Below are 24,663 nucleotides of genomic sequence, written 5' to 3'. Positions count from 1 at the left end.
TCCAGGAGCCCGTGCATGAGCCAAGCTCGCGCGTCGCAGAGAATCGAACCCCTGCAGCAGCTCGCGGAGTCGCGCGAGGAAGAAGCGTCGAAGCTGCTGCTGGATCGTCAGCGCGTCCTCGGGGAACGCGAACGTCGCCTGCGTGAACTGCAGAACTACGTGTCCGAGTACGACCGTCCGCAGTCGGCGCCAGCGACGGTGCTGCTGCTGAACCGGCATCAGTTTGTCGGGCGGCTGCGCGAGGCGGTTGCGGTGCAGCAGACTCTGGTCGAGCAGGCCCGGCGGGACTGCGATGCCGAGCGCGCGCGCTGGCTGCTGACGCGTCGCGATGTGTCGACGCTGGATCAGCTGGCCGACTGCTACCGGCGGCGCGAACGCCTGGTCGACGAGCGTATCGATCAGAAGCGCATGGATGAGTTCGCCGTGCGCCAGTTCTGTGTCAGTGAAAGTGACGCGGACACGGAGACGGCATCGTGATGGCCGGCGCCGCCAGCGGCATTGCGGTCGGCGCGGGAACGGGCGCTCGCGGAGCGGGTCAGCGCGGTGCCGGCGCGGCCGATGCCCCGGACAGTTTTGCGGCATTGCTGCAGGGAGGGCCGGCAAGCACGGATGCCGGCATGAAACGCGCGGCAACGTCTGCTGCGGAAGCCCCTGTGGACCATCCAAGCACCGCGCCCGGCGCTGCCGAAGATGACCGGGCAGCAACCTCCGCTGCTGCGGGGACGTCCGAAGAGACGTCAGCTGCATTCTCGGATGATGCCGCTGGATTGACCGAATCGTCCGAGCCTGCGGCTGGTTCAGCAGGGCGGCGCCAGCGTGTGCAAGCCGGGCCGTCGCAAAATGCCAACGCGAACGCGCCTGCAGATCAGCTCGGCCTGGATGCGGCGACTGCGGCGGACCCTGCCGCAGCAGCGGATGCGTCGCCTGCTGCCGACGCCGCCGTTGCCGCGGATACCGCCGGGGAGTCCGACGCCGCACCCGCTGCGACGCCTCCGACGGCCGCCCAGACGCCACTGGACATCAGTGCCGAAGCCGTGCGTTCGCTGGAGTGGATTCTCGGTGCGTTGTCAGCGAGCACCGCGTCGGCGGGTCAGGACGCTACAGTCCTGACGACCGACGCCGAAGCGCAGGCACCGACCGAACTGTTGCGCGCTCCGCTGCAAGCCGCGTTGCGTCAGGCCGTCGCGTTGTCCGCCCGCGGCGCCAAGGAAGCGTCTCCGCCGACCGATGTCAGCATCGACAAGCCCGCGCTGCCCAGGGGCGACGACCTGCGTCTGGCCGCGACAGCGCAGCCGGGCGGCGAGGCGCCGGCGTTGCCCGATTTCGCCCGCAGTATCGAACAGCTTGCCGCCGCGCTGCGTCCGGATGGCGCCACGCCAGCCGCGGCCGTCGACATGAGTGCCTTGCCGGCGATGGCCGCGGCGAGCTCGGCGCCGGTGCATGTCGCGCCGACCCCGACCCCGACGCTGCCGACCATGGCGAACGTTTCAAACCCTCTGTTGCTGGATCATCCGGACGCCATGGCCGATCTGGGCGAGCGCATCCTGTGGCAGCTCGATGCGGATGTCTCCGAAGCCAGCATTGAACTGCATCCGGCGGAGCTGGGACAGCTGACCGTGCGGATCGAAACCCGCGGGGATCAGGCGCAGGTGCTGTTTGTCGCGCAGGAAGCAGCGACGCGAAGCCTGCTGAATCAGGCTATGCCCCAGCTGAGAGAACTTCTGAACAGCAGTGGTTTGCAGCTGACCCGTTCGCAGGTCGACGGCGCACGCCGCAGCAGTACCGACGCCGAAGCGCGTGCAAGTTCCGCCACAGCAGCGCCGCTGAACGCGGGTGGACGTCGCCGGATCACCCGCGTCGCGCTGGTTGACGCCTACGTCTGAGCTGCCGGGGCGGCGACGGCTTTCCGGCGCCGCCCGCGCAAAAATCGCTGACGGAATTCCGTCCCTGAACGCAAAACCGCGTTCCAAGACGGTTTTCACCGACTGACCCGGCCTGGAACAGGACTTGCTCCGAGGCCTGACAGATACCAGTCAGTCGGGAGTGACACACGATGGCCTCAGCAGCCGATTCCATGGACGATGACGGCGCACCGGCGGCCAAGCCGGTTGCCAAGAAAAGTCGTGGCATGTTGTGGGTGGTGCTGTTCGCAGTACTGCTTTCAGTGGCCGGCGCCGGCGGAGTCAGCTGGTTCGTGCTGCACAAGGCCGTTCCGGAATCCGGCGAGCCCGGTGCCGAGCATGCCGATGCCAAACCTGAAGTGCCGAAGTCGCCGGCAAACTATTTCGCGCTGGATCCGTCCTTTGTGGTCAATCTCGAAGACGCGCGTTCGCAGCGCTTCCTGCAGGTACAGGTGCAGGTGATGACGCGCGATGCCGATCTGATCAAGGATCTGGAACATCACGCGCCGCGCCTGCGCAGCGCGTTGCTGCTGCTGCTCGGTCAGCAGCGTGCCGCGGATCTGGCAACGCGCGAAGGCAAGGAGAAGTTGCAGGCCGATGTGCTGGCCGAAGTCCAGCGCATCATCCTGGAAGAGACGGGCAAGACCGGCATCGACGCGGTGTATTTCACCAGCTTCGTCATGCAGTGAGGCCGTAACGACCATGTCCACCGAAGACCTGCTGTCACAAGACGAAATCGACGCACTGCTGCATGGCGTCGACAGCGGCAACGTCGAAACCGGGCCGCCACCGTCCGCGCCGGGCGAAGCGCGCACATTCGATTTCACGTCGCAGGACCGCATCGTGCGCGGTCGCATGCCGACGCTGGAAATGATCAACGAGCGGTTTGCGCGCCTGTTCCGCATTTCGCTGTTCAACATGCTGCGGCGCTCACCGGAGCTGACGGTGGTCGGCATCGAGACCGCCAAGTTCAGTGAGTACACGCACTCACTGTTCGTGCCGACCAATCTGAATCTGATCCGGGTCAAGCCGCTGCGCGGCACCGGTCTGTTCGTGTTCGAACCTCGGCTGGTCTTCACCGTGGTCGAGAATTTCTTCGGCGGTGACGGCCGCATCAACACCAAGATCGAAGGGCGCGAGTTCACGCCGACCGAGATGCGTGTGGTGCAGTTGCTGATGAAGCAGGCCTTCGAGGATATGAAGGAAGCCTGGTCGCCGGTGATGAAGCTCGACTTCGAATACCTCAATTCCGAGGTCAACCCGCATTTCGCCAACATCGTCTCGCCCAGCGAGATCGTCGTCGTCTCCAAGTTCAAGATTGAACTGGAAGGCGGGGTCGGGCATCTGCATGTGACTTACCCGTATTCGATGCTGGAGCCGATCCGCGATCTGCTCGACGCCGGCATTCAGTCCGACCGCGCCGACAAGGACGAGCGCTGGACCATGGCACTGCGTGAGCAGTTGAAGGACGCCGATGTCGAACTCGAATCCGAACTGGCGCGCGTCACGATCTCGCTGCGCAAGCTGGCGCAACTCAAGGCCGGCGACGTCATTCCGTTCCAGATGCCGAAGACGCTGGAGCTGTGCGTAGAGCGCACGCCGGTATTCCGCGGCACCTTCGGGGTCAGCGGCGGCAACAACGCTGTGCGTATCACCGAAGTCATTCGCAAACCTGTTTCCACACCTTCCCGGGAGGCCGCATGAGCAGCCAGAGCATGAAAGCAGGGGCCGAGCCGGCCCGCGCCAATTTCGAGCACCTTGATGACCAGTCGACGCCCAACCCGAGCGGCGGCGATGTCAATCTCGACGTCATCCTCGATGTGCCGGTGACGCTGTCGATGGAAGTCGGGCGCGCACGCGTGCCGATCCGCAATCTGCTGCAGCTGAACCAGGGTTCGGTGGTCGAACTTGAACGTGCCGCGGGCGAGCCGCTGGACGTCTATGCCAACGGTACGCTGATTGCTCACGGCGAAGTTGTCGTGGTCAACGACAAGTTCGGCATCCGGCTGATCGACGTGGTCAGCCCGGCTGAACGCATCCGCAAGCTGCGCTAATCGGACGGCCCCGCCATGGATACGGCATTGGCTCAAAGTTCCCCGGCCGTAGCGGAAGCCGCGGTGGGCAGCGCCAGCAGCGCGATCGGCATGATCGGCAGCCTGGTGATCGTGCTGCTGGTGATCTTCGCACTGGCGTATCTGGTGCGCCGCCTGCAGTCCACGCCACTGGCGCGCGGCGCGCTGATGCGCGTGCACGGCGGCATCCAGCTCGGGACCAAGGAGCGTGTGGTCATCCTCGAAGCCGGCGGCCAGCAGTTCCTGGTCGGCGTGGCCAGCGGCAGTGTCAATCTGCTGCATACCTTCGAGCAGCCGGTGGTGCAGGCCTCTGCGCCGCAAACCGTCGCGCCGGCCTTTGCCGAAAAACTGAATCAGCTGTTGCGCCGCGAGCCGCGCTCATGAGCCGCCGTACCTTGGGATGGTCGCTGCTTGCCGTGATCCCGGCGCTGCTGCTGTGGAGCGCACCCGGTCTGGCCGCGAACGTGCCGGGTCTGCCGGCAGTGACCGCGAATCCGGGCGCGGGCGGCGGCACCGAATACAGCCTCAGCATCCAGGTGCTGTTGCTGATGACGATGCTCACGCTGCTGCCGTCGGCGCTGCTGGCGACGACGGCGTTCACCCGCATCATCATCGTGCTCGGGTTGCTGCGCCAGGCACTCGGCACCGGACAGACGCCGACCAATCAGGTGCTGATCGGCCTGTCGTTGTTCCTGACGTTCTTCGTGATGTCGCCGGTCCTGGATCGGGTCTACACCGATGCGGTGCAGCCGTACATGGATGGGCAGCTTGCATTCGAGCCGGCAGTACAGGCGGCGTCCAAGCCGCTGCGCAACTTCATGATGGCGCAGACCCGCGAGGCGGATCTGATGAGCTTCGCCAAGATGGCCGGCAAGGGTCCATTCGCCTCGCCGGACGATGTACCGTTCCCGGTGCTGGCCGCCTCATTTCTGACGTCCGAGCTGACGACCGCGTTCCAGATCGGCTTCATGCTGTTCATCCCGTTCGTAATCATCGATCTGGTCGTGGCCAGTGTCCTGATGAGCATGGGCATGATGATGCTGTCGCCGATGCTGATTTCGCTGCCGTTCAAGTTGATGCTGTTCGTGTTGGTGGACGGCTGGTCTCTGGTGACCGGCACGCTGGCGGCTTCTTTTCAGGCGTACACACCATGACGCCGGAAGAAGTCCTGACTCTGGGCCGTGACGCCTTGTCGCTGGGCATTCTGATCGCCGCGCCGCTGCTGTTGACCGCATTGATCGTCGGCGTGCTGATCGGTGTGTTCCAGGCCGCAACGCAGATCAACGAAATGACGCTCAGCTTCATTCCCAAGCTGCTCGGCATGGCCGCTGCAGCGGTGCTGGCCGGCCCCTGGATCCTGCGCATGCTCAGCGAGTACACCGTGGCGCTGGTGCGGGGCATTCCGGCGATGCTGCACTGAGCGCGCCTCGCGTGGAGTTCTCCGAAGCCCAGCTGATGGCCTGGATGCAGCAGTACTTCTGGGTCTTCGTGCGCGTCGGCGGCGTCATGGCGATCGCTCCGGTCCTCGGCGCGCGGATGGTGTCGCCGCGGATCCGTGTGCTGCTCAGCGTGTTGCTGACTCTGATCATCGCCCCGCTGCTACCGGGTGCTGCGGCACAGGCCACCTTCGGCGGCGCCTGGCTACTGACGATGATGCAGCAACTGCTGATCGGCGTCTCCGCCGGTTTTGTGCTGCTGCTGGTGTTTGAAGCGGTGGTGCTCGGCGCGGAACTGGTGTCCTACAGCATGGGGCTGGGCTTTGCGCAGCTGGCCGATCCGCTGCGCGGTGTGACCACGCCGGTGCTGGGAACGTTTCTGACTTTGCTGACGACCCTGCTGTTCATTTCGCTGGGCGGCCACCTGATCCTGATTGAAATGCTGGCGCGGTCGTTCACGACGTTGCCGGTCGCGGCCGGGCTCGGTCGCGCGGATGTCGCCATGCTGCTGGGCTTCGGCGGTACCGTGTTCTCCGGCGGACTGCAGCTGGCGCTGCCGGTGGTGATTGCGCTGCTGGTGGTGAATCTGGCAATGGGCGTGATCAGCCGCAGCGCGCCGACCCTGAACCTGTTTGCGGTCGGCTTTCCGGTCACGCTGGCGGCCGGCCTGATGTTGATTCGTGCCGGCATGCCGGCGATCCAGGAGGGCACGATCGCGCTGTTTGATCATGCCTGGGAAGTTCTCGCCACCTTGCTGCGGATACGCTAGGTCACGCCGATGTCCGACAGCAGCAGCCAGGACAAAACCGAACGCGCCACACCCAAACGCATTCGTGAGGCGCGCGAACGTGGTGAGGTTCCGCGGTCGCGTGAACTGGCGTCGTTCGTGGTGGTTGCCAGTGGTCTGATGACCCTGATGACGATCTCCGCATCGCTGGCCGGCGGTGCTGCCGACTGGATGCAACAGGCGCTGACGGTGGACCCGTTGCTGCTGCGCAATCCCCGAAGCATGGTGGGCGCATTCGGCACGGAAGTCGGTCGTGCCTTTTCACTGGTCATGCCGTTGCTGGCGATGGGATTTCTTGCGGGCATCGCCGCGCCGTTGATGCTCGGCGGCTGGAATCTGTCCGGCAAGGCGCTGAATCCCGATTTCAAGCGACTCAATCCGATTACCGGCGTTGGCCGGATTTTTTCCAGCAACAGCCTGGTGGAACTGGGCAAGGCGCTGGCCAAGGCCACCCTTCTCGGCGCCGTCGCCGCGATCTATGTCACCGGGCACCTGCATCAGATCATGGCGCTGGGCCGCGAGCCGCTGGGTCCGGCCATGGCGCATGGTCTGCAGCTGGGCCTGAACTGCCTCAGCTGGATGTGCGGCGGCCTGCTGCTGCTGGCGCTGATCGATGCGCCGTACCAGCTGTGGTCGTACGCCAAGAAACTGCGCATGTCCAAGCAGGACCTGAAGCAGGAATACAAGGAAGCCGAGGGCAGCCCGGAAGTGAAGGGCCGCCTGCGGCGCCTTCAGCAGGAAATCGCGCAGCGCCGGATGATGGAAGACGTGCCCACCGCCGACGTGGTGGTGGTCAACCCGACGCATTACGCCGTCGCCCTGAAATACGACCGCAACATGCGCGCGCCGCGCGTCGTCGCCAAGGGACGTGACCTGATCGCCACGACCATTCGTGAGCTGGCGAGCCGCCACAAGATACCGCTGGTGTCGGCGCCGCCGCTGGCGCGCGCGCTGTATCGCAATACCCAGATCGGCGACGAGATTCCAGCCGCGCTGTACTCGGCGGTTGCCCAGGTCCTCAGCTACGTCTACCAGTTGCGCGACCTGCAGGCGGGGCTGCGTACGGGCGCAAAGCCGACCCCGCCCCGGATCGACGATGTCCCGGGCGGCGAACCTGATCCGGAAGTGCCCCCGGATACAGACGGGTGAGTTGTTGACGCGCACCGCGCTTGCGTAAACCACCGTAGGCCCTCTTGAGCGTCAGGCGCAGTAGTTGTTCCGGTCCTGCTGACGCGGGGCGGCCGTGTATCGGGCTTCGTGTCGTCGCGGCGCTGCCGTCGGGCCTCTGCGCTCACCGAGCCACGTTGACGCGACCGTTCGTCAGCGCCAAGCGTCAATCCTCGTGGAACACGGCTTGCAAAAGTCCCCGCAGTGGCAAGCCGGCGTCGGAGTTCTGGCGCCGCGGAAATCGACGGGAACGATCACGGTGATGAGCAGGCATGGCTGACTTTCTGGCACGACTGGAAACGATAAGACGCAGCGGCCTTGCCGCGCCGCTGCTGCTGATGTCGATTCTGGCGATGATGGTGATTCCGCTGGCGCCGGCCGTGCTCGACCTGATGTTCACGATGAATATCACGCTGTCGATCGTGATTCTGCTCAGCGTCATCTACGTGATGCGGCCACTGGAGTTCAGCGCCTTCCCCACGGTCATGCTGTTCGCCACGCTGCTGCGTCTGGCTCTGAACGTGGCGTCGACCCGCGTGGTGCTGCTCAACGGGCACGAGGGCGGCGCTGCGGCTGGGCGCGTGATCGAGGCTTTCGGCGCATTCGTCATCGGTGGCAACTATGCGGTCGGTCTGGTGGTCTTCGTCATCCTGACCATCGTCAACTTCATGGTGGTCACCAAGGGTGCCGAGCGCGTGTCGGAAGTTTCCGCGCGCTTTGTTCTTGACGCACTGCCCGGACGCCAGATGGCGATTGACGCCGATCTGAATGCCGGATTATTGACACGCGAGGAGGCCAAGATCCGCCGCGAGGACGTGCGCTCGGAGGCGGACTTCTACGGTTCGATGGACGGCGCCAGCAAGTTCGTCCGCGGTGACGCGCTGGCCGGCATCCTGATTCTGGTCATCAACATCGTCGGCGGCCTGCTGATCGGCACGATGCAGCACGGCCTTGCGATCGGCGAGGCCGCGAAGGTCTACACGCTGCTGACCATCGGTGACGGTCTGGTTGCGCAGGTTCCGGCGCTGCTGGTGTCGACCGCGGTTGCGGTGCTGGTTACGCGCATGTCGCGTCAGGCCGATATGTCCACACAGGTCGTCGCGCAGTTGTTCAGTTCGCCGCGCGTACTCGCGGTGACCGCCGGCGTGCTCGGCATCGTCGGCATGATTCCGGGTATGCCCAACGTGGTGTTTCTGCTGCTCGCGGCGGTTTGCGGTGTCAGCGCCTGGGTCATGGTGCGGCGCCGTCAGGTTGCAGCAGAGGCGCCGGAACCCGAAGCGCCGCCGGCCCCACCGGCCGAGCTGTCATGGGAGGACGTGCCGAATGACGACGTGCTGGGCCTGGAAGTCGGCTATCGCCTGATTCCGATGGTCGACACGCGTCAGGGTGGCGAGCTGATGGCGCGGATCAAGGGTGTGCGCAAGAAGCTGACGCAGGAGATGGGCTTCCTGATTCCGCCGGTCCACATCCGCGACAACCTGGAACTGCAACCGTCCGGATACCGCCTGCTGGTGCATGGCGTGCCGATTGCGGAAGGCCAGGTCTATCCGGAACGCGAGATGGCGCTGAATCCGGGTCGGGTGTTCGGCAAGGTCGATGGCATTGCGACGCGGGATCCCGCATTCGGCCTCGAAGCCGTCTGGATCGACAAGGGCGCGCGCGAACATGCGCAGTCGCTGGGCTACACCGTGGTCGATTGTTCCACTGTCATCGCCACGCATCTGTCGCACGTGATCAAGAGCTACGCGCATGAGCTGATGGGGCATGACGAGGCGCAGTCGCTGCTGACGCAGCTGGCCAAGAGTGCGCCGAAGCTGGCCGAAGACCTGGTGCCCAAGGTTCTGCCACTGGCGGTGTTCGTCAAGGTGCTGCAGAACCTGCTGGCCGAGCGGGTGCCGATCCGCAATATGCGCGTGATCGCCGAAAGCCTCGCCGAGCATGGTCCCAAGAGTCAGGATCCCGTCGTTCTGTCAGGCCTGGTTCGAATCGCACTCGGCCGGCAGATCGTTCAGGAAATCAACGGCTTGGCTCCTGAAATTCCGGTCATGACCTTGTCGCCGACGCTGGAACAGGTGTTGCAGGACAGCCTCAAGAGCGGTGGCTCGGCGATTGAACCAGGACTGGCGGAACGCATGCATCGATCACTCAGCGATCAGACACGCAAACAGGAGACCACGGGTCAGCCCGCGGTACTGCTGGTTCCGCCGCCGCTGCGGCCGCTGCTGGCGCGTTTCACGCGGCAAACCATTCCGGGACTGCATGTCCTGGCGTACGACGAGGTGCCGGACGACAAGCAGATTCGCATGGTCGGTGCGGTCAGTTAATCGGGTCGGCGAGGAGCATCAAGGGACATGAAGATCAAACGGTTTGTGGCAGGCAGCATGCGGGAAGCGATTCGCATGGTGCGTGAAGAGCAGGGCGCGGATGCGGTGATCCTGTCGAACCGGCGGGTCAGCGGCGGTATCGAAGTCGTCGCCGCCACCGATTACGACGCGGCACTGATGCAGGCCGCGATGCGTCGCGAAGAAGCCCCGGCCGCGCCGGCGCCAGCAGCGCCACCGCCGGCGCCGGCTGCCGACAAGTCCGGTGCGCCGGCGTCACGCATCCGTCGTTCGGTTGCGCCGACGCTGAAGCCGGCTCCCACGCCGCCGCCCAGTGCTGCTCCGCGGCCGATCCCGTCCTCAACGACGGCCGGCACCGCCGCGCTGCCGATGCCGGCTCCGGAGGTGCAGCAGCTGCGCCGCGAACTTGGCGGCATGCGCAAGATGCTCGAACAACAGATTGCCGGCATGGTCTGGCGCGATCTCAGTGAACGTCAGCCCGAGCGCATGGCGGCATTGCGGGTGATGACCAGTATCGGTCTGCATCCGAAACTGGCGCGAGAAATTGTCGATCAGCTGCCGGCGGACACCGATGCCGAGCGCGCTCGCTTTCTGCCGCTGGGCCTGCTGGCGCGTCGCATTCCGGTGCCGCAGGGCAAGGGAATCGAAGACGGTGGCGTGATCGCCCTGGTTGGTCCGACCGGTGTCGGCAAGACCACAACGATCGCCAAGCTGGCTGCGCGGTACGCCGCCAAGCACGGCACTCGCGACCTCGCGCTGGTGACCACCGATCACTATCGCGTCGGTGCGCAGGAACAACTTTTCACCTACGGCCGTCTGCTCGGCGTTCCCGTGCAGACCGCCGCCAACGACACGGAATTGCGCACGGTGCTGGCGCGGCTGGCGGATCGCCGCCTGGTGCTGATCGACACCGCCGGCATGGCGCCGCGTGACCGCAAGCTGGTCGCGCAGTTCGCCGAGCTCAAGGCCGCGCGCCGTCCGATTCGCACCTGGCTGGTCGCCGCGGCAACCGCGCAGGCCAGCGACATGGAGGATGTGCTGCATCACTTCGGCGTGGCGCGTCCTGAATGCTGTGTGCTGACCAAGGTCGACGAGGCCACCCGCATCGGGGGCGCACTGTCCGCAATGATCCGGCACAACCTGCCGATCCAGTACCTCTGCGATGGCCAGCGCGTGCCGGAAGACCTGCACGAAGCCAAACCCGACCAACTTGTGCTGCGCGCGATGCAGCTGGCGCGTCAGGCGCCGGCGACGATCGACGACAGCACCCTTGCCCTGCAATTCGGAGTCGCACATGCCGGCCTCTGAGATGTCCAGTCATAGCGGTCAGCAGGCCTCCGGTCTGCGCCGGCTGCGCGCCAACAAGCCGGTCCAGGTGATTGCGGTCACCAGCGGCAAGGGCGGCGTCGGCAAAACCACGACGTCGGTCAATCTCGCGATCTCGATGGCGCTGGACGGCCGCAAGGTGATGCTGCTCGACGGCGACCTCGGTCTGGCCAACGTCGATGTGATGCTGGGCCTGCAACCGACCTACAACCTGTCGCACGTGCTCGATGGTGTGTGCACGCTGGAAGACACACTGCTTGAGGGGCCTGCCGGAATCATGGTGGTGCCGGCCTCGAGCGGCAAACGCAACATGGCAGAGCTGTCGCCGGCCGAGCATGTCGGTCTGGTCCGCGCATTCTCCGATCTGCATCGTCCGCTGGACACGCTGATCGTCGATACCGCAGCCGGCATCGCCGACAGTGTCATCACCTTCAGCCAGGCGTCGCAGGAAGTCATCGTCGTGGTCACCAACGACCCGCAGTCGCTCACCGACGCTTATGCGCTGATCAAGGTGCTGAACCGCGACTACGGCATCAAGCGGGTCCACGTGCTGCCAAACCAGACGCACAACGCCGCCGAAGCACGGGAGATTTTCGAGAATCTGCGCCGCGTGTCGGAGCGTTTTCTCGATGTCACCCTGAGCAACATGGGCACCGTTCCGTACGACGAATGGCTCAAGCGCTCGGTACGGCGTCAGCGCTCGGTGGTAGATGCCTACCCGAGCTCACCCAGTGCCCAGGCCTACCGCGCCCTGGCCAAGCGTGCCGCAGGCTGGGCCTTGCCCGAAGGCGCGCGCGGCAATCTCGAATTCTTTGTCGAACGCCTGGTGCGCGACAACAGTAGCGCCGGCTCCGGCGGTGCGGCGATGGAGGCAACAGCATGAGCGGATATCCGCAATTCAGCGCTGCGGCAGCAGCGGCTGCACCCATGACCGAAACCGATCTGATCAAGCGTCACGCCGATCTGGTCAAGCGCATCGCGCATCATCTGGCCGCGCGCCTGCCCTCGAGCGTCGATGTCGACGACCTGATCCAGGCGGGTGTCATCGGACTGCTCGAAGCAGCGCGGCACTACTCGGGTGATCGCGGCGCATCGTTTGAGACCTACGCCGGCATCCGCATCCGCGGTGCGATGCTCGACGAGCTGCGCCAGACCGACTGGGCGCCGCGATCGGTGCACCGGCGTCTGCGCGAGGTGTCGGAGACGATCCGCAAGATCGAGCAGGAGACCGGGCGCGAGGCCCGCGAATCCGAAGTGGCCGAGCGCATGGAGATTTCGCTCGGCGAGTACCGCGAGATCGTGCAGGACGCTGCTCGCTGCCAGGTTCTGAGTCTGGATGCCGGTGGTGACAACGGCGACGAGACGCTGGATGCGCCCGACGATGCCGCGGGGCCGGTCGAACATCTGCAGCACGACGAGTTTCAGCAGGTACTGGCTTCCGAGATCGACACCTTGCCGGAGCGTGAGCGTCTGGTGCTGTCGATGTACTACGACGACGAGCTGAACCTGCGCGAGATCGGTGCGGTACTCAATGTCAGCGAAAGCCGTGTCTGCCAGATCCACGGCCAGGCGCTGACGCGGTTGCGCGCACGCCTGCAGGGTTGGAGTGAAGTCGGCGCGGCGGCCTGACCCGCTGTGACGCAATGATGATTTTCAACTGGAACAGTGGCGCTGACGCGCCCATGGAGGGCTGATGGACACGAACATGCGCATTCTCATCGTCGACGACTTCTCGACGATGCGGCGAATCGTCAAGAATCTTCTGACGGACCTTGGCTTCACCAACATGACCGAAGCCGACGACGGCAATACGGCGTGGCCGATGCTGCAGTCGGGCAATTTCGATTTTGTCGTGACCGACTGGAACATGCCGGGAATGACCGGTATCGATCTACTGCGCAATATTCGCGGCGATGCCCGTATCGCCAAGACGCCGGTGTTGATGGTCACGGCTGAAGCGCAGCGCGATCAGATCATTCAGGCCGCTCAGGCCGGGGTCAACGGCTACATCATCAAGCCGTTTACCGCGCAGACGCTGAAGGAGAAGATGGACAAGATCTTCCAGCGTGCGGCAGAAACCGCGTGAACGCGGATCTGCGTGCGCAGCTGTCAGCCCGGCTGCGCGATCTGCTCGAAGCCATCGATCGTGATGACGATGCCGCGGTTGACGCCGGCATGGTTGCGCTTGTGCGCAGTCACGACGAGTCGCTGTTTGCCCACGTCGCGCGACTGACCCGCGGCCTGCATCAGGCCGTGGTCAATCTTCGGCTGGATGAGCAGCTGGCGACGTTTGCCGGTGATGAGATCCCCGATGCGCGCAGTCGCCTCGACTACGTGATGAAGGTCACCGAAACCGCGGCGCACCGCACGCTGGATCTGGTCGATCAGGCGCGCACCGTTACCGTCGGATTGGAAGAGGCGGTGTCTCATCTGAGCGAAGCCGAGAACGTGCTTGCGGTCGCGCCCCCGGATGTGGCGAACGTCGGCGTGCTGATCGCCGAGGTCGGAGCGACGTTGAGGACGCATGGTGCCTACCTGCGCCAGACGCTGTCCGAGCTGGCCCAGGCTCAGGAGTATCAGGACATTTCGGGCCAGATCATCCGTCGCGTGATCACGCTTGTCCGGAATGTTGAGACCGCTCTTCTGGAATTGCTGCGTGCAGCTGGCGGTGGCCTTCAGTCAGCCCCGAGTCGGCCGATAAAGGCGCTGACCGGAGAGTTGCCGGGTCCTGCGGTTCCTGGCTCCGATCCATCGGCCAGTCAGCAGGATGCCGACGAACTGCTGGCAAGCCTGGGCTTCTAGAGCACTGCAAAATTCATGAGCCACGATGTCGACGACGAGATCCGCGCAGACTTTCTCACCGAAGCCGGTGAGTTGGTGCAGCGTCTGGGTGAACAGCTGATCGAGCTGGAGAGCCGGCCGCACGACGTCGCGCTGCTGAATGACATCTTTCGCGCTTTCCACACGGTCAAGGGCGGTGCCGGCTTTCTCGATCTGCCGGAACTGGTCGAGTTGTGTCATGTCGCCGAGGATGTGTTCAATCAGCTGCGCAGCGGCAAACGAGAGGTCGATGCCGAGTTGATGGACGCAATGCTGCAGGCACTGGATGCCGTGCAGTCCATGATGCATGCGGTGTCCGCGAGACAGCAGCTGGCACCGGCGGCGCCGGCACTGCTGCAGCGGCTGCGTGCCCTCAATGCCCCGACGCCACCGGCAGCCGCAGCACCCGCTGCGCCCGTGGAGGTGACCGACAACGTCGAATCCACCGCCGCCGCTCCGAAGAAGACGCGGCGCCGGTCCAGCAAGTCGAAAGCCGTGGAGGCTGAGCCTGCACCGGCGCCAGCCCCGGCTGCCAGCGACACCATCACTGATGACGAATTCGAGGCGCTGCTCGATCAGCTGCACGGCAAGGGCAGTGCGCCTGGCGTTGCAGTGACAGCGGTCGAGGCCCCGGCGCCCGTGCCTGCAGCTGCGCCCGCTGTCGCGGCGCCTGCAATCAGCCCTGAGCCGAAGCCGGCCGCTGCGTCATCCACACCCGTGGCGGCTCCATCGGCAGTCGCGGGCCCGCCGACCGAGACCACCGTGCGCGTTGACATCGCGCGCCTCGACAAGATGATGAATCTGGTCGGCGAGCTGGTTCTCGTGCGCAACCGACTGAAGGATCTGCGCGAGCGTCATGCGACCGCAGCGGATATTGCCCGTGCGGTCGGTGAGCTGGACTTCATTACTCGCGGTCTGCAGTCCGCGGTGATGCAGGTGCGCATGCAGCCGATCCGCAAAGTGTTCTCTCGCTTCCCGAAGATCGCACGCGACGTCGCGCGCGGTCTGGGCAAGCAGGTCGAGGTCGAGTTGCAGGGCGAGGACACCGATCTCGACAAGAACCTGGTCGAGGCGCTGGCCGATCCGCTGGTGCACATGGTGCGCAACAGCGTCGATCACGGCATTGAAATGCCGGAAGAGCGCATGCGTCGCGGTAAGCCGGCGGCAGGGCACCTGACCTTGTCGGCACAGCAGGAGGGTGACCATATCCTGATCACTGTGCGTGACGATGGTGCCGGCATTGACTCCGAGCGTGTCCGCAGCAAGGCCATTGAGAAGGGCTTGCTGGGCGCCGCCGAAGCCGCACAGCTGAGTCACGACGAATGTCTGCAGCTGGTATTCCTGCCCGGCTTTTCGACCAAGGAAGAAGTATCGGATCTGTCTGGTCGCGGTGTCGGCATGGATGTGGTGATGTCGCGGATCAAGTCGCTCAATGGCAGCGTCCGCATCGAGTCGCGGATCGGGTTCGGCAGTTCCGTCCATATTCGCGTGCCGCTGACGCTGGCAATCCTGTCGGCACTGATGGTGCGTGCGGAAGGGCGCAAGTTCGCCTTGCCGCTGGCACCGGTGCAGGACGTGTTCGAACTCCGACCGGATCAGATCAGCAAGCTGGACCGCTGGGATGTGGTGCTGACGCGGCGCGACACCCTGCGCCTGATTTATCTGGATCCGTGGCTGGCGACCGAGTCCACGCAGGAACCGCGGCACGTGGTCGTCGCGCAGGTCGGTGAGGATCGCTACGGATTTGTGGTGCGCGAAGTGGTGGGGCGCGAGGAAATCGTGATCAAACCCCTGGGCAGCACGCTGCGTGGTACGCCTGGCGTGGCCGCGGCGACGGTGTTGCCGGATGGACGCGTGGCGCTGATTCTTGAGTTCCCGGGGCTGGTCGATGCCTATCGGCGTGTGCTGATCCGCACAGGAATGACGCCGGTCAGCCGGCTGGAAGCAGCAAATGGATAAGCTGTCCGTCATCGGCGTGGTGCTTGCACTGTTCGCCATCGTCGGCGGCAGCATCCTCAAGGGCGCCGGTGTCGGCGGTCTGGTGAATCCGGCTGCGTTCGTCATCGTGCTGATCGGCACCCTGGCGGCGATCATGCTGCATACGCCGGTCAGCACCTTCAAGCACGCCATGAAAATCGTGCGCTGGACGTTCAAGCCACCGCAGCATGACGCGCAGGGTCTGATCGAACGCATCGTTGAATGGAGCGGCATCGCACGCAAGCAGGGGCTGCTGGCGCTTGAAGGAACGGTCGAGGCGGAATCCGACCCTTTCATCAAGAAGGGCCTGCAGATGCTGGTCGACGGCGCCGAGCCGGACGCGATCCGCAACATCCTCGAAGTCGAACTGCAGACGCGTGAACATTTTGATCAGCAGGGTGCCAAGGTCTTCGAAGGCATGGGCATCTATGCGCCGACCCTGGGCATCATCGGCGCCGTGCTCGGACTGATGGCAGTCATGAAGAATCTGGCCGATCCCAGCAAGCTCGGACACGGTATCGCTGCGGCCTTCACGGCGACGATCTACGGCATCGCTTCGGCGAATCTGTTCTTTTTGCCGATCGCGGCCAAGCTCAAATCGACGATTGCCGAGCAGACGCGCATCCGCGAAATGACCATCGAAGGTCTGATCTCGATTTCGCAGGGCGAAAACCCGCGCAACATTGAATCCAAGCTCAAAGGCTATCTGCACTAGACCGCTCGTCATGGCCCGAAAGCACAAACACGAAGATCACACCAACCATGAAGCCTGGGCGATTCCCTACGGCGACCTGATCACGCTGCTGCTGGCGTTCTTCGTGGTGATGTACGCAGTGTCGTCGGTCAACGAAGGCAAATATCGCGTGCTAGCGGATTCGCTGTCTTCGGCGCTGGGCGGTCCGCCGCGTTCGCTCAAGCCGATCCAGATCGGCGACAAGCCGGAAAAAGGCACGCAGACCGAATCGATGTTCAACACGGTGACGCTGCGCGGATTCGAGCAGGAACGGTCCGGTCTGGCCGCCGACACTCCGGGTGCGCGCATGGGCGGCAAGGAAGTCCAACCCGGAGGAGAAGCCAGCGCCGAGGACGGCAACGCGGCGAGTCTGCAGCAGATGGCCGACGAGGTTCAGAGCGCGATGGGTGACCTGATCGATCAGCAACTGGTGATCGTGCGGCGCAACGAGCAGTGGCTGGAAATCGAAATCAATACCGACATCCTGTTCCCCAGCGGCGTCGCCCAGATTTCACCGACGGCGCGTCCGGTGCTGGCGCGGCTGGCAAGTGTGCTGAAGCCTTTTCCTCACCCGCTGCGCATCGAAGGGCATACCGACAACATGCCGATTTCGACCGTGGCCTTTCCGTCGAACTGGGAGTTGTCGGCAGCTCGCGCCGCGACGGTGGTTCATCTGTTCATGCAGGAAGGTGTCGATGCGAAGCGCATGACGGTTGCCGGCATGGGGGAATTCCACCCGGTGGCCAGCAACGAAACGGCGCAGGGTCGCGACCGTAACCGGCGTGTGGTGATCGTGGTGCTGGCACCTGAAGCGGATGGTGCCCAGGTTATGTACGGCGCGCCGCAAACCACACCGCTGGAGCTGGCTCCGGGAGCCACAGCGACAACGGCTGAACTGGCTGCGCCGATCGGCGCTACTGCAGGAGAAACACCATGAGCGCGATCCCGTTGCGCCGCCGCGACGATGCGGTGTCCCGCTGGGTCTGTTTCCGGCTGGGCGCGCAACTGTATGGCCTGCCGATCCTGCAGGTGCAGGAACTGCTGGGCAATGCCGCGATCGAGCCGGTTCCGGGGACCACGAATCAGGTCTGCGGTGTCATCAATCTGCGTGGCAATGTCGTCACTGTGCTCGATCTGCGGGTGTGCCTGGGGCTGTCGCCAGGGCCGGATTCGGCGGAATCGCGCATTGTCGTGGTCGAACACGGCACTGAAAGCGTCGGCCTGCGTGTTGATGGCGTGGCCGAAGTGCGCAAGGTCATCGACGGCGCCATTCGTCCGTCACCAAACGTCGGTTCTGCGTCATCCGGTGGGACGGTGCGCGGGGTGTACCTGCGTGACGGCGAAATGCTGACGCTGCTCGATCCGGATGCCGTGGTCAACGGCGCTCAATGCCTCAGCGAGCGCTGAGCGCCGCTAACCGTTCACCAGGACGAACGCGTCCTTCCATCCCGGGCCTGATCAGTCCCGTTCCGCCGCTGCCGATATACAGGCAAGCGTTTGCCCTTGAAACCCAGGGGCAGCGTCCTGCAGGCCAGCCGGAGCGGGAACAGAAGTTGCTCCCATCGCCTGCATCAGCCCCGCATGACGGCGGGTCGACGGTCAGAACAGTGGCGGCAGGAGCGGCGATGAATACGACAGGTAAGGCGTCGGGCAAGGCAAAGGCCACGACACGACGCGCGGCGGTCAAACTTCCGGCGGACCTAGGCATCGAGTCCGCGCGAGAACTGCAGCAGCGTCTCTCCGCAACACTCGACGATTCGGCGCCGCTGATTCTGGACGCCCACGAGGTGACGCGCGTGCATACCGCAGCACTGCAGCTGCTCGGCATGTTCTTCCGCGATCGCCGTGCTGCCGGGTATCGCACGCAATGGCGCCGTCCATCCGCGGCCCTGTGCGACTCGGCCGGACTATTGGGTATGACGAACTTGTTGGAACTTTCCCGGGAATCCGAATGAACCGCATTCTTGCTGTTGACGACTCGACGTCCATGCGTCAGATGGTCGCGTTTACGCTCAAATCCGCCGGCTTCGATGTCGCTGAAGCCGAGGATGGTGTCGCGGCGCTGGAGCTGGCCAAAAAGGAACGCTTCAAGCTGGTGTTGTGCGACGTCAACATGCCGAACATGGACGGCATCACGCTGGTCAAGCAACTGCGCCAGCTGCCGGACTACAAGTTCACGCCGCTGCTGATGCTGACCACCGAATCCGGCCCGGAAAAGAAGCAGGAGGGCAAGCAGGCCGGCGCCACCGGCTGGCTGGTCAAACCGTTCAATCCGGAGCAGCTGATCGCGACGATCAACAAGGTCATCGGATGAGCACGCCGGCGTTCAAGGGAGAGCGGGCATGACCATCGACATCACACGTTTTCATCAGACCTTCTTTGACGAAAGCTTCGAAGGCCTCGACGCGATGGAAGCCGCGCTGCTGCGCTTGAGTCCGGACACGGCCGACGCCGAAACCATCAACGTCATATTTCGCGCCGCGCATTCCATCAAGGGTGGTTCAGCCACCTTTGGCTTTATGGCTGTCGCCGAATTCACGCACCTGCTCGAAACCCTGCTGGATCAGATGCGCTCGGGACAGCGCGTGACCGGTCCGGTGGAAATCGATGTGCTGTTGCGTTCGGTCGATATTCTGCGGGGCCTGCTCAATGCGGCGCGCGATGCGACCGACGTTGACACGCAGGCCGTCGCCGACCTCAGCGCTGAACTGCAGCGTGTGCTGATAGGCCCGGTTGACGGCGCGACTGCCGAAAACGCCGCTGCCGCTGAGCCGAACCCAGAGCAGAAGACGCGCGGGTGGCGTATCCGCTTTGCGCCGTATTCCGGTCTGTTCGCCAGTGGCAATGATCCGCTGAGGATTCTCGCGGAGCTGAGCCGGCTCGGCGAGATGACGGTTCAATGCAACGCAGAACAGCTCCCGGATCTTCCGGAAGCCAATCCTGAATGCAGCTACCTCAGCTGGACTATCGAACTGCTGGGGCAGGACATCAGCCAGGGCGATATCGCCGAGGTGTTCGCCTGGGTGGAAGACGAATGTGATCTGCAGGTCGAGGCGCTGGTGTCGGATGCCGCCGCGGCGGTGACTGAGTCGGCGGTGCCGGCCGCCATCAAGGTGGAACCAGCGTCGCGACCGGAACTGCAGCTGATCGAAGGCGGGCGCCCGTCCGAGGTGACCCCGACGGCCCGTCCGCCGCAGCCGGCTGCTGGCGCAGAAATCAAAGCAGCGCCGGTACGCGCCGAAGGTGGGTCGATTCGTGTTGCGACTGAGAAGATCGATGGCCTGATCAATCTGGTCGGCGAACTGGTCATTACGCAGGCGATGCTGCAGCAGCTCGCCGCTTCGCTGGATCCGGTACAGAACGAGAAGCTGCTGAATGGGCTCGCTCTGCTGGATCGCAACACTCGCAGCTTGCAGGAAGCCGTGATGTCGACCCGCATGCTGCCGGTCGATTTCGTCTTCAGCCGCTTCCCGCGTGTGGTGCGGGATCTTGCCGGCAAGCTCGGCAAGCAGGCGCGGTTGCTGATGTCCGGCGAACACACCGAACTCGACAAGAGCGTGATCGAGCGCATCGCCGATCCGCTGACCCACCTCGTGCGCAACTCACTGGATCACGGCATTGAACCGTCGGACCAGCGCGTCGCTGCCGGCAAGGATGCTGTGGGTACGATCCGCCTTTCGGCTTCGCATCAGGGCGGCAACATCGTGATCGAAGTGGCGGACGACGGCCGAGGCCTCGATCGCATGCGAATCATGGCCAAGGCGCGTGAGCGCGGGCTCAGCATCAGCGATACCGCTAGTGACGACGAAGTCTGGCGCCTGATTTTTGCACCCGGGTTTTCCACCGCTGAAGCGGTCACTGATGTGTCCGGTCGCGGTGTCGGCATGGACGTGGTCAAGAAGAATATCGAAGCGTTGTCCGGCAGCGTCGACATCACCTCTGAAACCGGGCGTGGCAGCCGTATCACCATCCGTCTACCGCTGACGCTGGCCATTCTGGATGGCATGTCGGTTCGCGTCGGCACTGAAATCTTCATCGTGCCGCTGAATGCGGTGGTGGAATCGCTGCAGCCGCAACGGGATCAGGTTCGCACCGTGGCCCACCAGGGGCAGGTTGTGCGGGTGCGTTCCGAGTATGTACCGCTGGTCGCCCTCGGCGAACTGTTCGGTATCCGCGCGGCTGTGACCGAGCCGGAGAAAGGCATTCTGGTTCTGCTCGAAGCCGATGGTCGAAAGATCGCTGTGTTGGTCGATGAGCTGGTTGGTCAGCAGCAGGTGGTCATCAAGTCGATCGAAGCCAATTACCGCCGGGTGTCCGGTGTCTCCGGTGCGACGATTCTCGGCGATGGCCGGGTCGCACTGATTGTCGATATAGGCGACGTGATCCGTCGCTGCAGCATGGCGGTCGCCGCATGAGAGCGCGCCGCGAACCGTCAACAGAATGCTCAGGAGTGAGTGTCCGATGAATCCACAGAATCAGACTGCGTCCGAAACCAAGGCCGGGGCGCCGCCGCCGGAAGGCATCGCCAGTGAATATCTGACTTTTACGCTCGGCAGCGAGGAATACGGCGTCGATATCCTGAAAGTTCAGGAGATCCGCGGCTATGACACGGTTACCCGCATTCCCGGTGCGCCGGACTTCATCAAGGGTGTGATCAACCTGCGCGGCACCATTGTGCCGGTGGTCGACCTGCGGCTGAAGTTCCAGCTGGCCGACGTTGCCTACAACGAATTCACTGTGATGATCGTGCTCAACGTACTTGATCGCGTGGTAGGCATCGTTGTCGACGGCGTCTCCGACGTGATCCAGCTGGCTGCCGAACAGATCCGGCCGGCACCCGAGTTCGGGTCCACCGTCAACGCGCACCACATCATCGGTCTGGGCACGATCGATGAACGCATGCTGATCCTCCTCGACATCGAGAAGCTGGTGTCGGACCGGGATCTACAGCTGTTCGAGGTTCACTGATGGCACACCGCTGCCACGGTCATTCATCCATCGTCCGGGTCTGCCCCGGCCAGAGTGTGGTCCAGAAAGTGAGGACGTCATGAGCAACAAAGAAACCGCCAACATCGCAGCGCAGAAGCGTCCTGGCTTACTGCAGCGTCTGAAAATTGCATTCGGTGAGGCTGAATGCTTGGATCCGCAGGTCGTTGCAGAGCTGCGTAGTCAGATTGAATCGATCAACAACGTACAGGCGATCGTCGAATTCTCGGTTGACGGGAAGATACTGAGTGCCAACGGAAAGTTTCTATCAGTCATGGGTTACTCCCTTGACGAGATCGCAGGTCAGCATCACTCATTGCTGTTCGATGTGATTGACCGCAGTGGTGATGCATATACGGCGTTTTGGGAGCAGCTACGTCGCGGGGACGAAGTTTCAGTTCAGCAGCGCCGAGTCAATAAGCAGGGCGAGGACGTTGTCGTTCAGGTTGTGTGCAGCCCGGTTCGCGACACCAACGGAAAGGTGCAGCGATTCATTGAGCTGTCCACCGATATCAGCGCCGACGCTCGCAAGATGGACGAGATCCGCAGCGAGCTCGAAGTGCGGACGCGCATCATGAACGAGACGAGCATCGTCTCGATGGCGGACAAGAAGGGCGACATCTTGTCCTTCAATCAGAAGTATCTGGATATTTCGAAGTATTCTCCTGAAGAGCTGCTTGGTAGTCCGCACAGCATTACCCGGCATCCGGACATGCCGAAGGAGACCTTCAAGAAGCTGTGGGCGACGATCGGCCGCGGAAACGTGTTCCGTGGAGTCATCAAGAACCGTGCTAAGGATGGGACGCCGTATTACGTTGACGCAGTGATCGCGCCATTCATGGGCAAGAATGGCAAGCCCGAAAAGTATCTGGGTGTGCGTTATGACATCACTGATGCTGAGATTGAACGCCAGAACATGCAGGGCATTGTCAACGCCCTGAACAAGTCGCAAGCGGTCGTTGAGTTTGATCTGAAAGGGAGCGTCACGCACGCAAACGACCTGTTTCTCAAGGCTGTGGGCTATTCAGAGGACGAAGTGGCGGGGCAACACCACAGCATGTTCGTCGATCCGGCGTACCGGAATTCAGCCGAGTACCGACAATTCTGGGAGAAACTCGGCAAGGGAGAATACGACGCCGGGCAGTACAAGCGCATACGCAAGGATGGCTCGGAACTCTGGATTCAGGCGAGCTACAACCCGATCTGTGACGAGATGGGAAGGCCGTTCAAGGTCGTGAAGTACGCGACGGACATCACTGAAAAGGTGCGCGCAGAACAGGCGCTGCGTCTTGCCGTCGAGCAGTCCCGTGCAGTGCTCAACTCTGCCGCGCAGGGAGATCTCAGCCAACGAGTTCCCATGGACGGTAAATCGGGCGAAATTGAGGCCTTGTGCAAGGGTATCAATACGATGCTGGATGGTATCGAGGAATCCACGGCACGCGAACAGAAGATCGCTTCCGAGAATCTTCGTATTCGTAATGCATTGGACAATGTTTCAGCTAACGTGATGATTGCTGACAATGATCGGAACATCATTTATCTGAACGCTGCTGTTCTGCAGATGATGACCACTGCAGAAGCGGATATCCGCAAGGCACTGCCGAATTTCGATGTGCGCAAGCTGCACAACCAGAAAATCGACGTATTCCACAAGAATCCAGAGCATCAGGCTCGTCTGCTGTCGACTTTCCGCGAGACTTATCGCGCTCAGATCAAGATTGCAAACCGCACGTTTGCATTGATTGCAGCACCTATCATCAATGACGCCGGCGAGCGACTGGGTTCAGTGGTTGAATGGAAGGACCGCACGGCTGAAGTCGCGGTCGAGGCAGAGGTGGGATCAATCGTTGAAGCGGCAGCCGACGGTGACTTCAGTCAGCGCGTCAAGACCGAGGACAAGGAGGGCTTCTTCCTGCAGCTGGCGGAGAACATCAACCGCTTGCTGGATACCAGTGACGTTGGCCTCAACGAGGTGGCGCGCATGCTGGGCGCCCTGGCCGCCGGTGATCTCACACAGCGCATGTCGGGCGACTTCAAGGGCACCTTCGGCAAGCTGCGCGACGATGCCAATCTGACCTCCGAGCAGCTGGCAACCATCGTGGCGCAGATCAAGCAGGCCAGTGACACTATCAACACGGCATCCCGCGAGATTGCTTCGGGCAACACCGACCTGTCCGCTCGTACCGAGCAGCAGGCTGCCAGCCTGGAGGAGACCGCGTCGAGCATGGAAGAGCTTACCTCGACGGTGAAGCAGAACGCCGAGAACGCCAAGCAGGCGAATCAGCTGGCCATCGGCGCTGCCGATGTTGCGGGGCGCGGTGGTCATGTCGTTTCCGAAGTGGTCACGACGATGGACGAGATCAATCAGTCGTCGAAGAAGATTGTCGACATCATCAGCGTCATCGACGGTATCGCGTTCCAGACCAACATCCTGGCGCTGAACGCAGCGGTCGAGGCGGCGCGTGCCGGCGAGCAGGGTCGAGGCTTCGCGGTGGTGGCTTCCGAAGTGCGCTCCCTGGCGCAGCGTTCGGCAGCGGCGGCCAAGGAGATCAAGACGCTGATCGGCGATTCGGTCGACAAGGTCGAGAACGGCAGCAAGCTGGTCGAACAGGCCGGCAAGACCATGGAAGAGATCGTCACCAGCGTCAAGCGCGTGACTGACATCATGTCCGAAATCACCGCGGCCTCGCTGGAACAGAGTCAGGGTATCGAGCAGGTCAACCAGGCCATCACTTCGATGGACGAAGTGACACAGCAAAACGCTGCGCTGGTCGAAGAGGCTTCGGCAGCAGCGCGCTCGATGGAGGAGCAGGCGGTCAGTCTGAGTCAGTCGGTCAGTGTGTTCCGGCTCGACACCGAGCAGGCACAGTCGATCCGGATGCCGGTTGCATCGAGCACGCCGCCGCCGGCAGCCCGCCCGCGCGCGGCCAGCACGGCCAAGCCCGCCCTTAAGGCCAAGCCCAAGTCGGCAGGAACAGCCGCTGCGCGTGGCAGCGGTAATGGTGATGCGTCACCGGCTACGGGTGGTAGCGGCGATGACCGCTGGACGGAATTCTGAGCATGCGCATGTTCCTGATGCAGTATCTGCACAGCTTCGGTGACTTCGGCCTGAGCAT

Annotated in this window: 25 protein-coding genes; all 25 read left to right on the top strand. The window is 63.4% G+C overall.

Annotation, left to right across the window (positions count from 1 at the left end; all coding sequences use genetic code 11):
* Positions 1 to 15 precede the first annotated feature (15 nt).
* The 25 genes from fliJ (at position 16) to E4T66_RS21770 (ending at position 24,605) form a co-directional block, all read left to right on the top strand.
* A complete protein-coding gene (gene fliJ, locus E4T66_RS03785) occupies positions 16 to 477 on the top strand; it encodes a flagellar export protein FliJ (RefSeq protein WP_136847584.1) in 462 nt (153 codons plus the stop codon).
* Positions 477 to 1,883 carry a flagellar hook-length control protein FliK gene (locus tag E4T66_RS03780; RefSeq protein ID WP_248679471.1) on the top strand — a complete coding sequence of 469 codons (1,407 nt, stop codon included), beginning with the start codon at positions 477 to 479 and terminating at the stop codon, positions 1,881 to 1,883. The genes fliJ and E4T66_RS03780 overlap by 1 nt, the downstream gene beginning before the upstream one ends.
* 170 nt (positions 1,884 to 2,053) lie before the next feature.
* Complete coding sequence (locus tag E4T66_RS03775) at positions 2,054 to 2,590, top strand: flagellar basal body-associated FliL family protein (protein ID WP_136847582.1); 537 nt, start codon at positions 2,054 to 2,056, stop codon at positions 2,588 to 2,590.
* A 13-nt stretch (positions 2,591 to 2,603) separates the two neighbouring features.
* Entirely contained in the window at positions 2,604 to 3,605 is a 1,002-nt protein-coding gene (fliM, locus tag E4T66_RS03770) for a flagellar motor switch protein FliM (RefSeq protein WP_136847581.1), read from the top strand.
* Positions 3,606 to 3,616: 11 nt separating this feature from the next.
* Positions 3,617 to 3,955 (top strand): flagellar motor switch protein FliN, encoded by a 339-nt coding sequence (fliN, locus tag E4T66_RS03765; protein WP_136848047.1) that lies wholly within the window; start codon positions 3,617 to 3,619, stop codon positions 3,953 to 3,955.
* A 15-nt stretch (positions 3,956 to 3,970) separates the two neighbouring features.
* The gene (fliO, locus tag E4T66_RS03760) at positions 3,971 to 4,357 is read left to right on the top strand and encodes a flagellar biosynthetic protein FliO (RefSeq protein ID WP_136847580.1); all 387 of its coding nucleotides are present in this window, start codon (positions 3,971 to 3,973) and stop codon (positions 4,355 to 4,357) included.
* On the top strand, positions 4,354 to 5,127 hold the full coding sequence (gene fliP, locus E4T66_RS03755) for a flagellar type III secretion system pore protein FliP (protein ID WP_136847579.1): 774 nt from the start codon (positions 4,354 to 4,356) through the stop codon (positions 5,125 to 5,127). The genes fliO and fliP overlap by 4 nt, the downstream gene beginning before the upstream one ends.
* Positions 5,124 to 5,393 (top strand): flagellar biosynthesis protein FliQ, encoded by a 270-nt coding sequence (gene fliQ / locus E4T66_RS03750; RefSeq protein ID WP_136847578.1) that lies wholly within the window; start codon positions 5,124 to 5,126, stop codon positions 5,391 to 5,393. The genes fliP and fliQ overlap by 4 nt, the downstream gene beginning before the upstream one ends.
* A gap of 11 nt (positions 5,394 to 5,404) precedes the next feature.
* Positions 5,405 to 6,178, top strand: coding sequence for a flagellar biosynthetic protein FliR (fliR, locus tag E4T66_RS03745; RefSeq protein WP_136847577.1), 774 nt, complete (start codon positions 5,405 to 5,407; stop codon positions 6,176 to 6,178).
* 9 nt (positions 6,179 to 6,187) lie between these two features.
* A complete protein-coding gene (flhB, locus tag E4T66_RS03740) occupies positions 6,188 to 7,345 on the top strand; it encodes a flagellar biosynthesis protein FlhB (protein ID WP_136847576.1) in 1,158 nt (385 codons plus the stop codon).
* Between the two features lie 290 nt (positions 7,346 to 7,635).
* Entirely contained in the window at positions 7,636 to 9,687 is a 2,052-nt protein-coding gene (gene flhA, locus E4T66_RS03735) for a flagellar biosynthesis protein FlhA (protein WP_136847575.1), read from the top strand.
* Positions 9,688 to 9,714: 27 nt separating this feature from the next.
* Positions 9,715 to 11,013, top strand: a complete 1,299-nt coding sequence (flhF, locus tag E4T66_RS03730; RefSeq protein ID WP_136847574.1) for a flagellar biosynthesis protein FlhF — start codon at positions 9,715 to 9,717, stop codon at positions 11,011 to 11,013.
* Positions 11,000 to 11,914 carry a MinD/ParA family protein gene (locus E4T66_RS03725; protein WP_136847573.1) on the top strand — a complete coding sequence of 305 codons (915 nt, stop codon included), beginning with the start codon at positions 11,000 to 11,002 and terminating at the stop codon, positions 11,912 to 11,914. The genes flhF and E4T66_RS03725 overlap by 14 nt, the downstream gene beginning before the upstream one ends.
* Complete coding sequence (locus tag E4T66_RS03720; protein ID WP_136847572.1) at positions 11,911 to 12,660, top strand: RNA polymerase sigma factor FliA; 750 nt, start codon at positions 11,911 to 11,913, stop codon at positions 12,658 to 12,660. The genes E4T66_RS03725 and E4T66_RS03720 overlap by 4 nt, the downstream gene beginning before the upstream one ends.
* Before the next feature lie 64 nt (positions 12,661 to 12,724).
* Positions 12,725 to 13,117, top strand: coding sequence for a chemotaxis response regulator CheY (locus E4T66_RS03715; protein ID WP_136847571.1), 393 nt, complete (start codon positions 12,725 to 12,727; stop codon positions 13,115 to 13,117).
* On the top strand, positions 13,114 to 13,833 hold the full coding sequence (locus E4T66_RS03710; protein WP_136847570.1) for a protein phosphatase CheZ: 720 nt from the start codon (positions 13,114 to 13,116) through the stop codon (positions 13,831 to 13,833). The genes E4T66_RS03715 and E4T66_RS03710 overlap by 4 nt, the downstream gene beginning before the upstream one ends.
* A gap of 15 nt (positions 13,834 to 13,848) precedes the next feature.
* On the top strand, positions 13,849 to 15,810 hold the full coding sequence (locus tag E4T66_RS03705; RefSeq protein ID WP_136847569.1) for a chemotaxis protein CheA: 1,962 nt from the start codon (positions 13,849 to 13,851) through the stop codon (positions 15,808 to 15,810).
* Positions 15,803 to 16,543 carry a flagellar motor protein gene (locus tag E4T66_RS03700; protein WP_136847568.1) on the top strand — a complete coding sequence of 247 codons (741 nt, stop codon included), beginning with the start codon at positions 15,803 to 15,805 and terminating at the stop codon, positions 16,541 to 16,543. Before E4T66_RS03705 ends, E4T66_RS03700 begins: the two co-directional genes overlap by 8 nt.
* A 10-nt stretch (positions 16,544 to 16,553) precedes the next feature.
* Complete coding sequence (gene motD, locus E4T66_RS03695; protein ID WP_136847567.1) at positions 16,554 to 17,498, top strand: flagellar motor protein MotD; 945 nt, start codon at positions 16,554 to 16,556, stop codon at positions 17,496 to 17,498.
* Positions 17,495 to 17,968, top strand: coding sequence for a chemotaxis protein CheW (locus tag E4T66_RS03690; protein WP_136847566.1), 474 nt, complete (start codon positions 17,495 to 17,497; stop codon positions 17,966 to 17,968). Before motD ends, E4T66_RS03690 begins: the two co-directional genes overlap by 4 nt.
* 218 nt (positions 17,969 to 18,186) lie before the next feature.
* Positions 18,187 to 18,516 (top strand): STAS domain-containing protein, encoded by a 330-nt coding sequence (locus E4T66_RS03685; RefSeq protein ID WP_136847565.1) that lies wholly within the window; start codon positions 18,187 to 18,189, stop codon positions 18,514 to 18,516.
* Complete coding sequence (locus E4T66_RS03680) at positions 18,513 to 18,875, top strand: response regulator (RefSeq protein WP_136847564.1); 363 nt, start codon at positions 18,513 to 18,515, stop codon at positions 18,873 to 18,875. The genes E4T66_RS03685 and E4T66_RS03680 overlap by 4 nt, the downstream gene beginning before the upstream one ends.
* Before the next feature lie 28 nt (positions 18,876 to 18,903).
* Positions 18,904 to 20,976 (top strand): chemotaxis protein CheW, encoded by a 2,073-nt coding sequence (locus E4T66_RS03675; protein ID WP_136847563.1) that lies wholly within the window; start codon positions 18,904 to 18,906, stop codon positions 20,974 to 20,976.
* A 46-nt stretch (positions 20,977 to 21,022) separates the two neighbouring features.
* Complete coding sequence (locus E4T66_RS03670; protein WP_136847562.1) at positions 21,023 to 21,529, top strand: chemotaxis protein CheW; 507 nt, start codon at positions 21,023 to 21,025, stop codon at positions 21,527 to 21,529.
* Positions 21,530 to 21,608: 79 nt separating this feature from the next.
* Entirely contained in the window at positions 21,609 to 24,605 is a 2,997-nt protein-coding gene (locus E4T66_RS21770; protein ID WP_136847561.1) for a methyl-accepting chemotaxis protein, read from the top strand.
* Positions 24,606 to 24,663: the final 58 nt, after the last annotated feature.

The sequence above is a fragment of the Sinimarinibacterium arenosum genome, from assembly GCF_005047655.1.
In the GTDB taxonomy this organism is placed as follows: Bacteria; Pseudomonadota; Gammaproteobacteria; order Nevskiales; family Nevskiaceae; genus Solimonas.
This window is presented reverse-complemented; position numbering and strand designations above follow the sequence as displayed.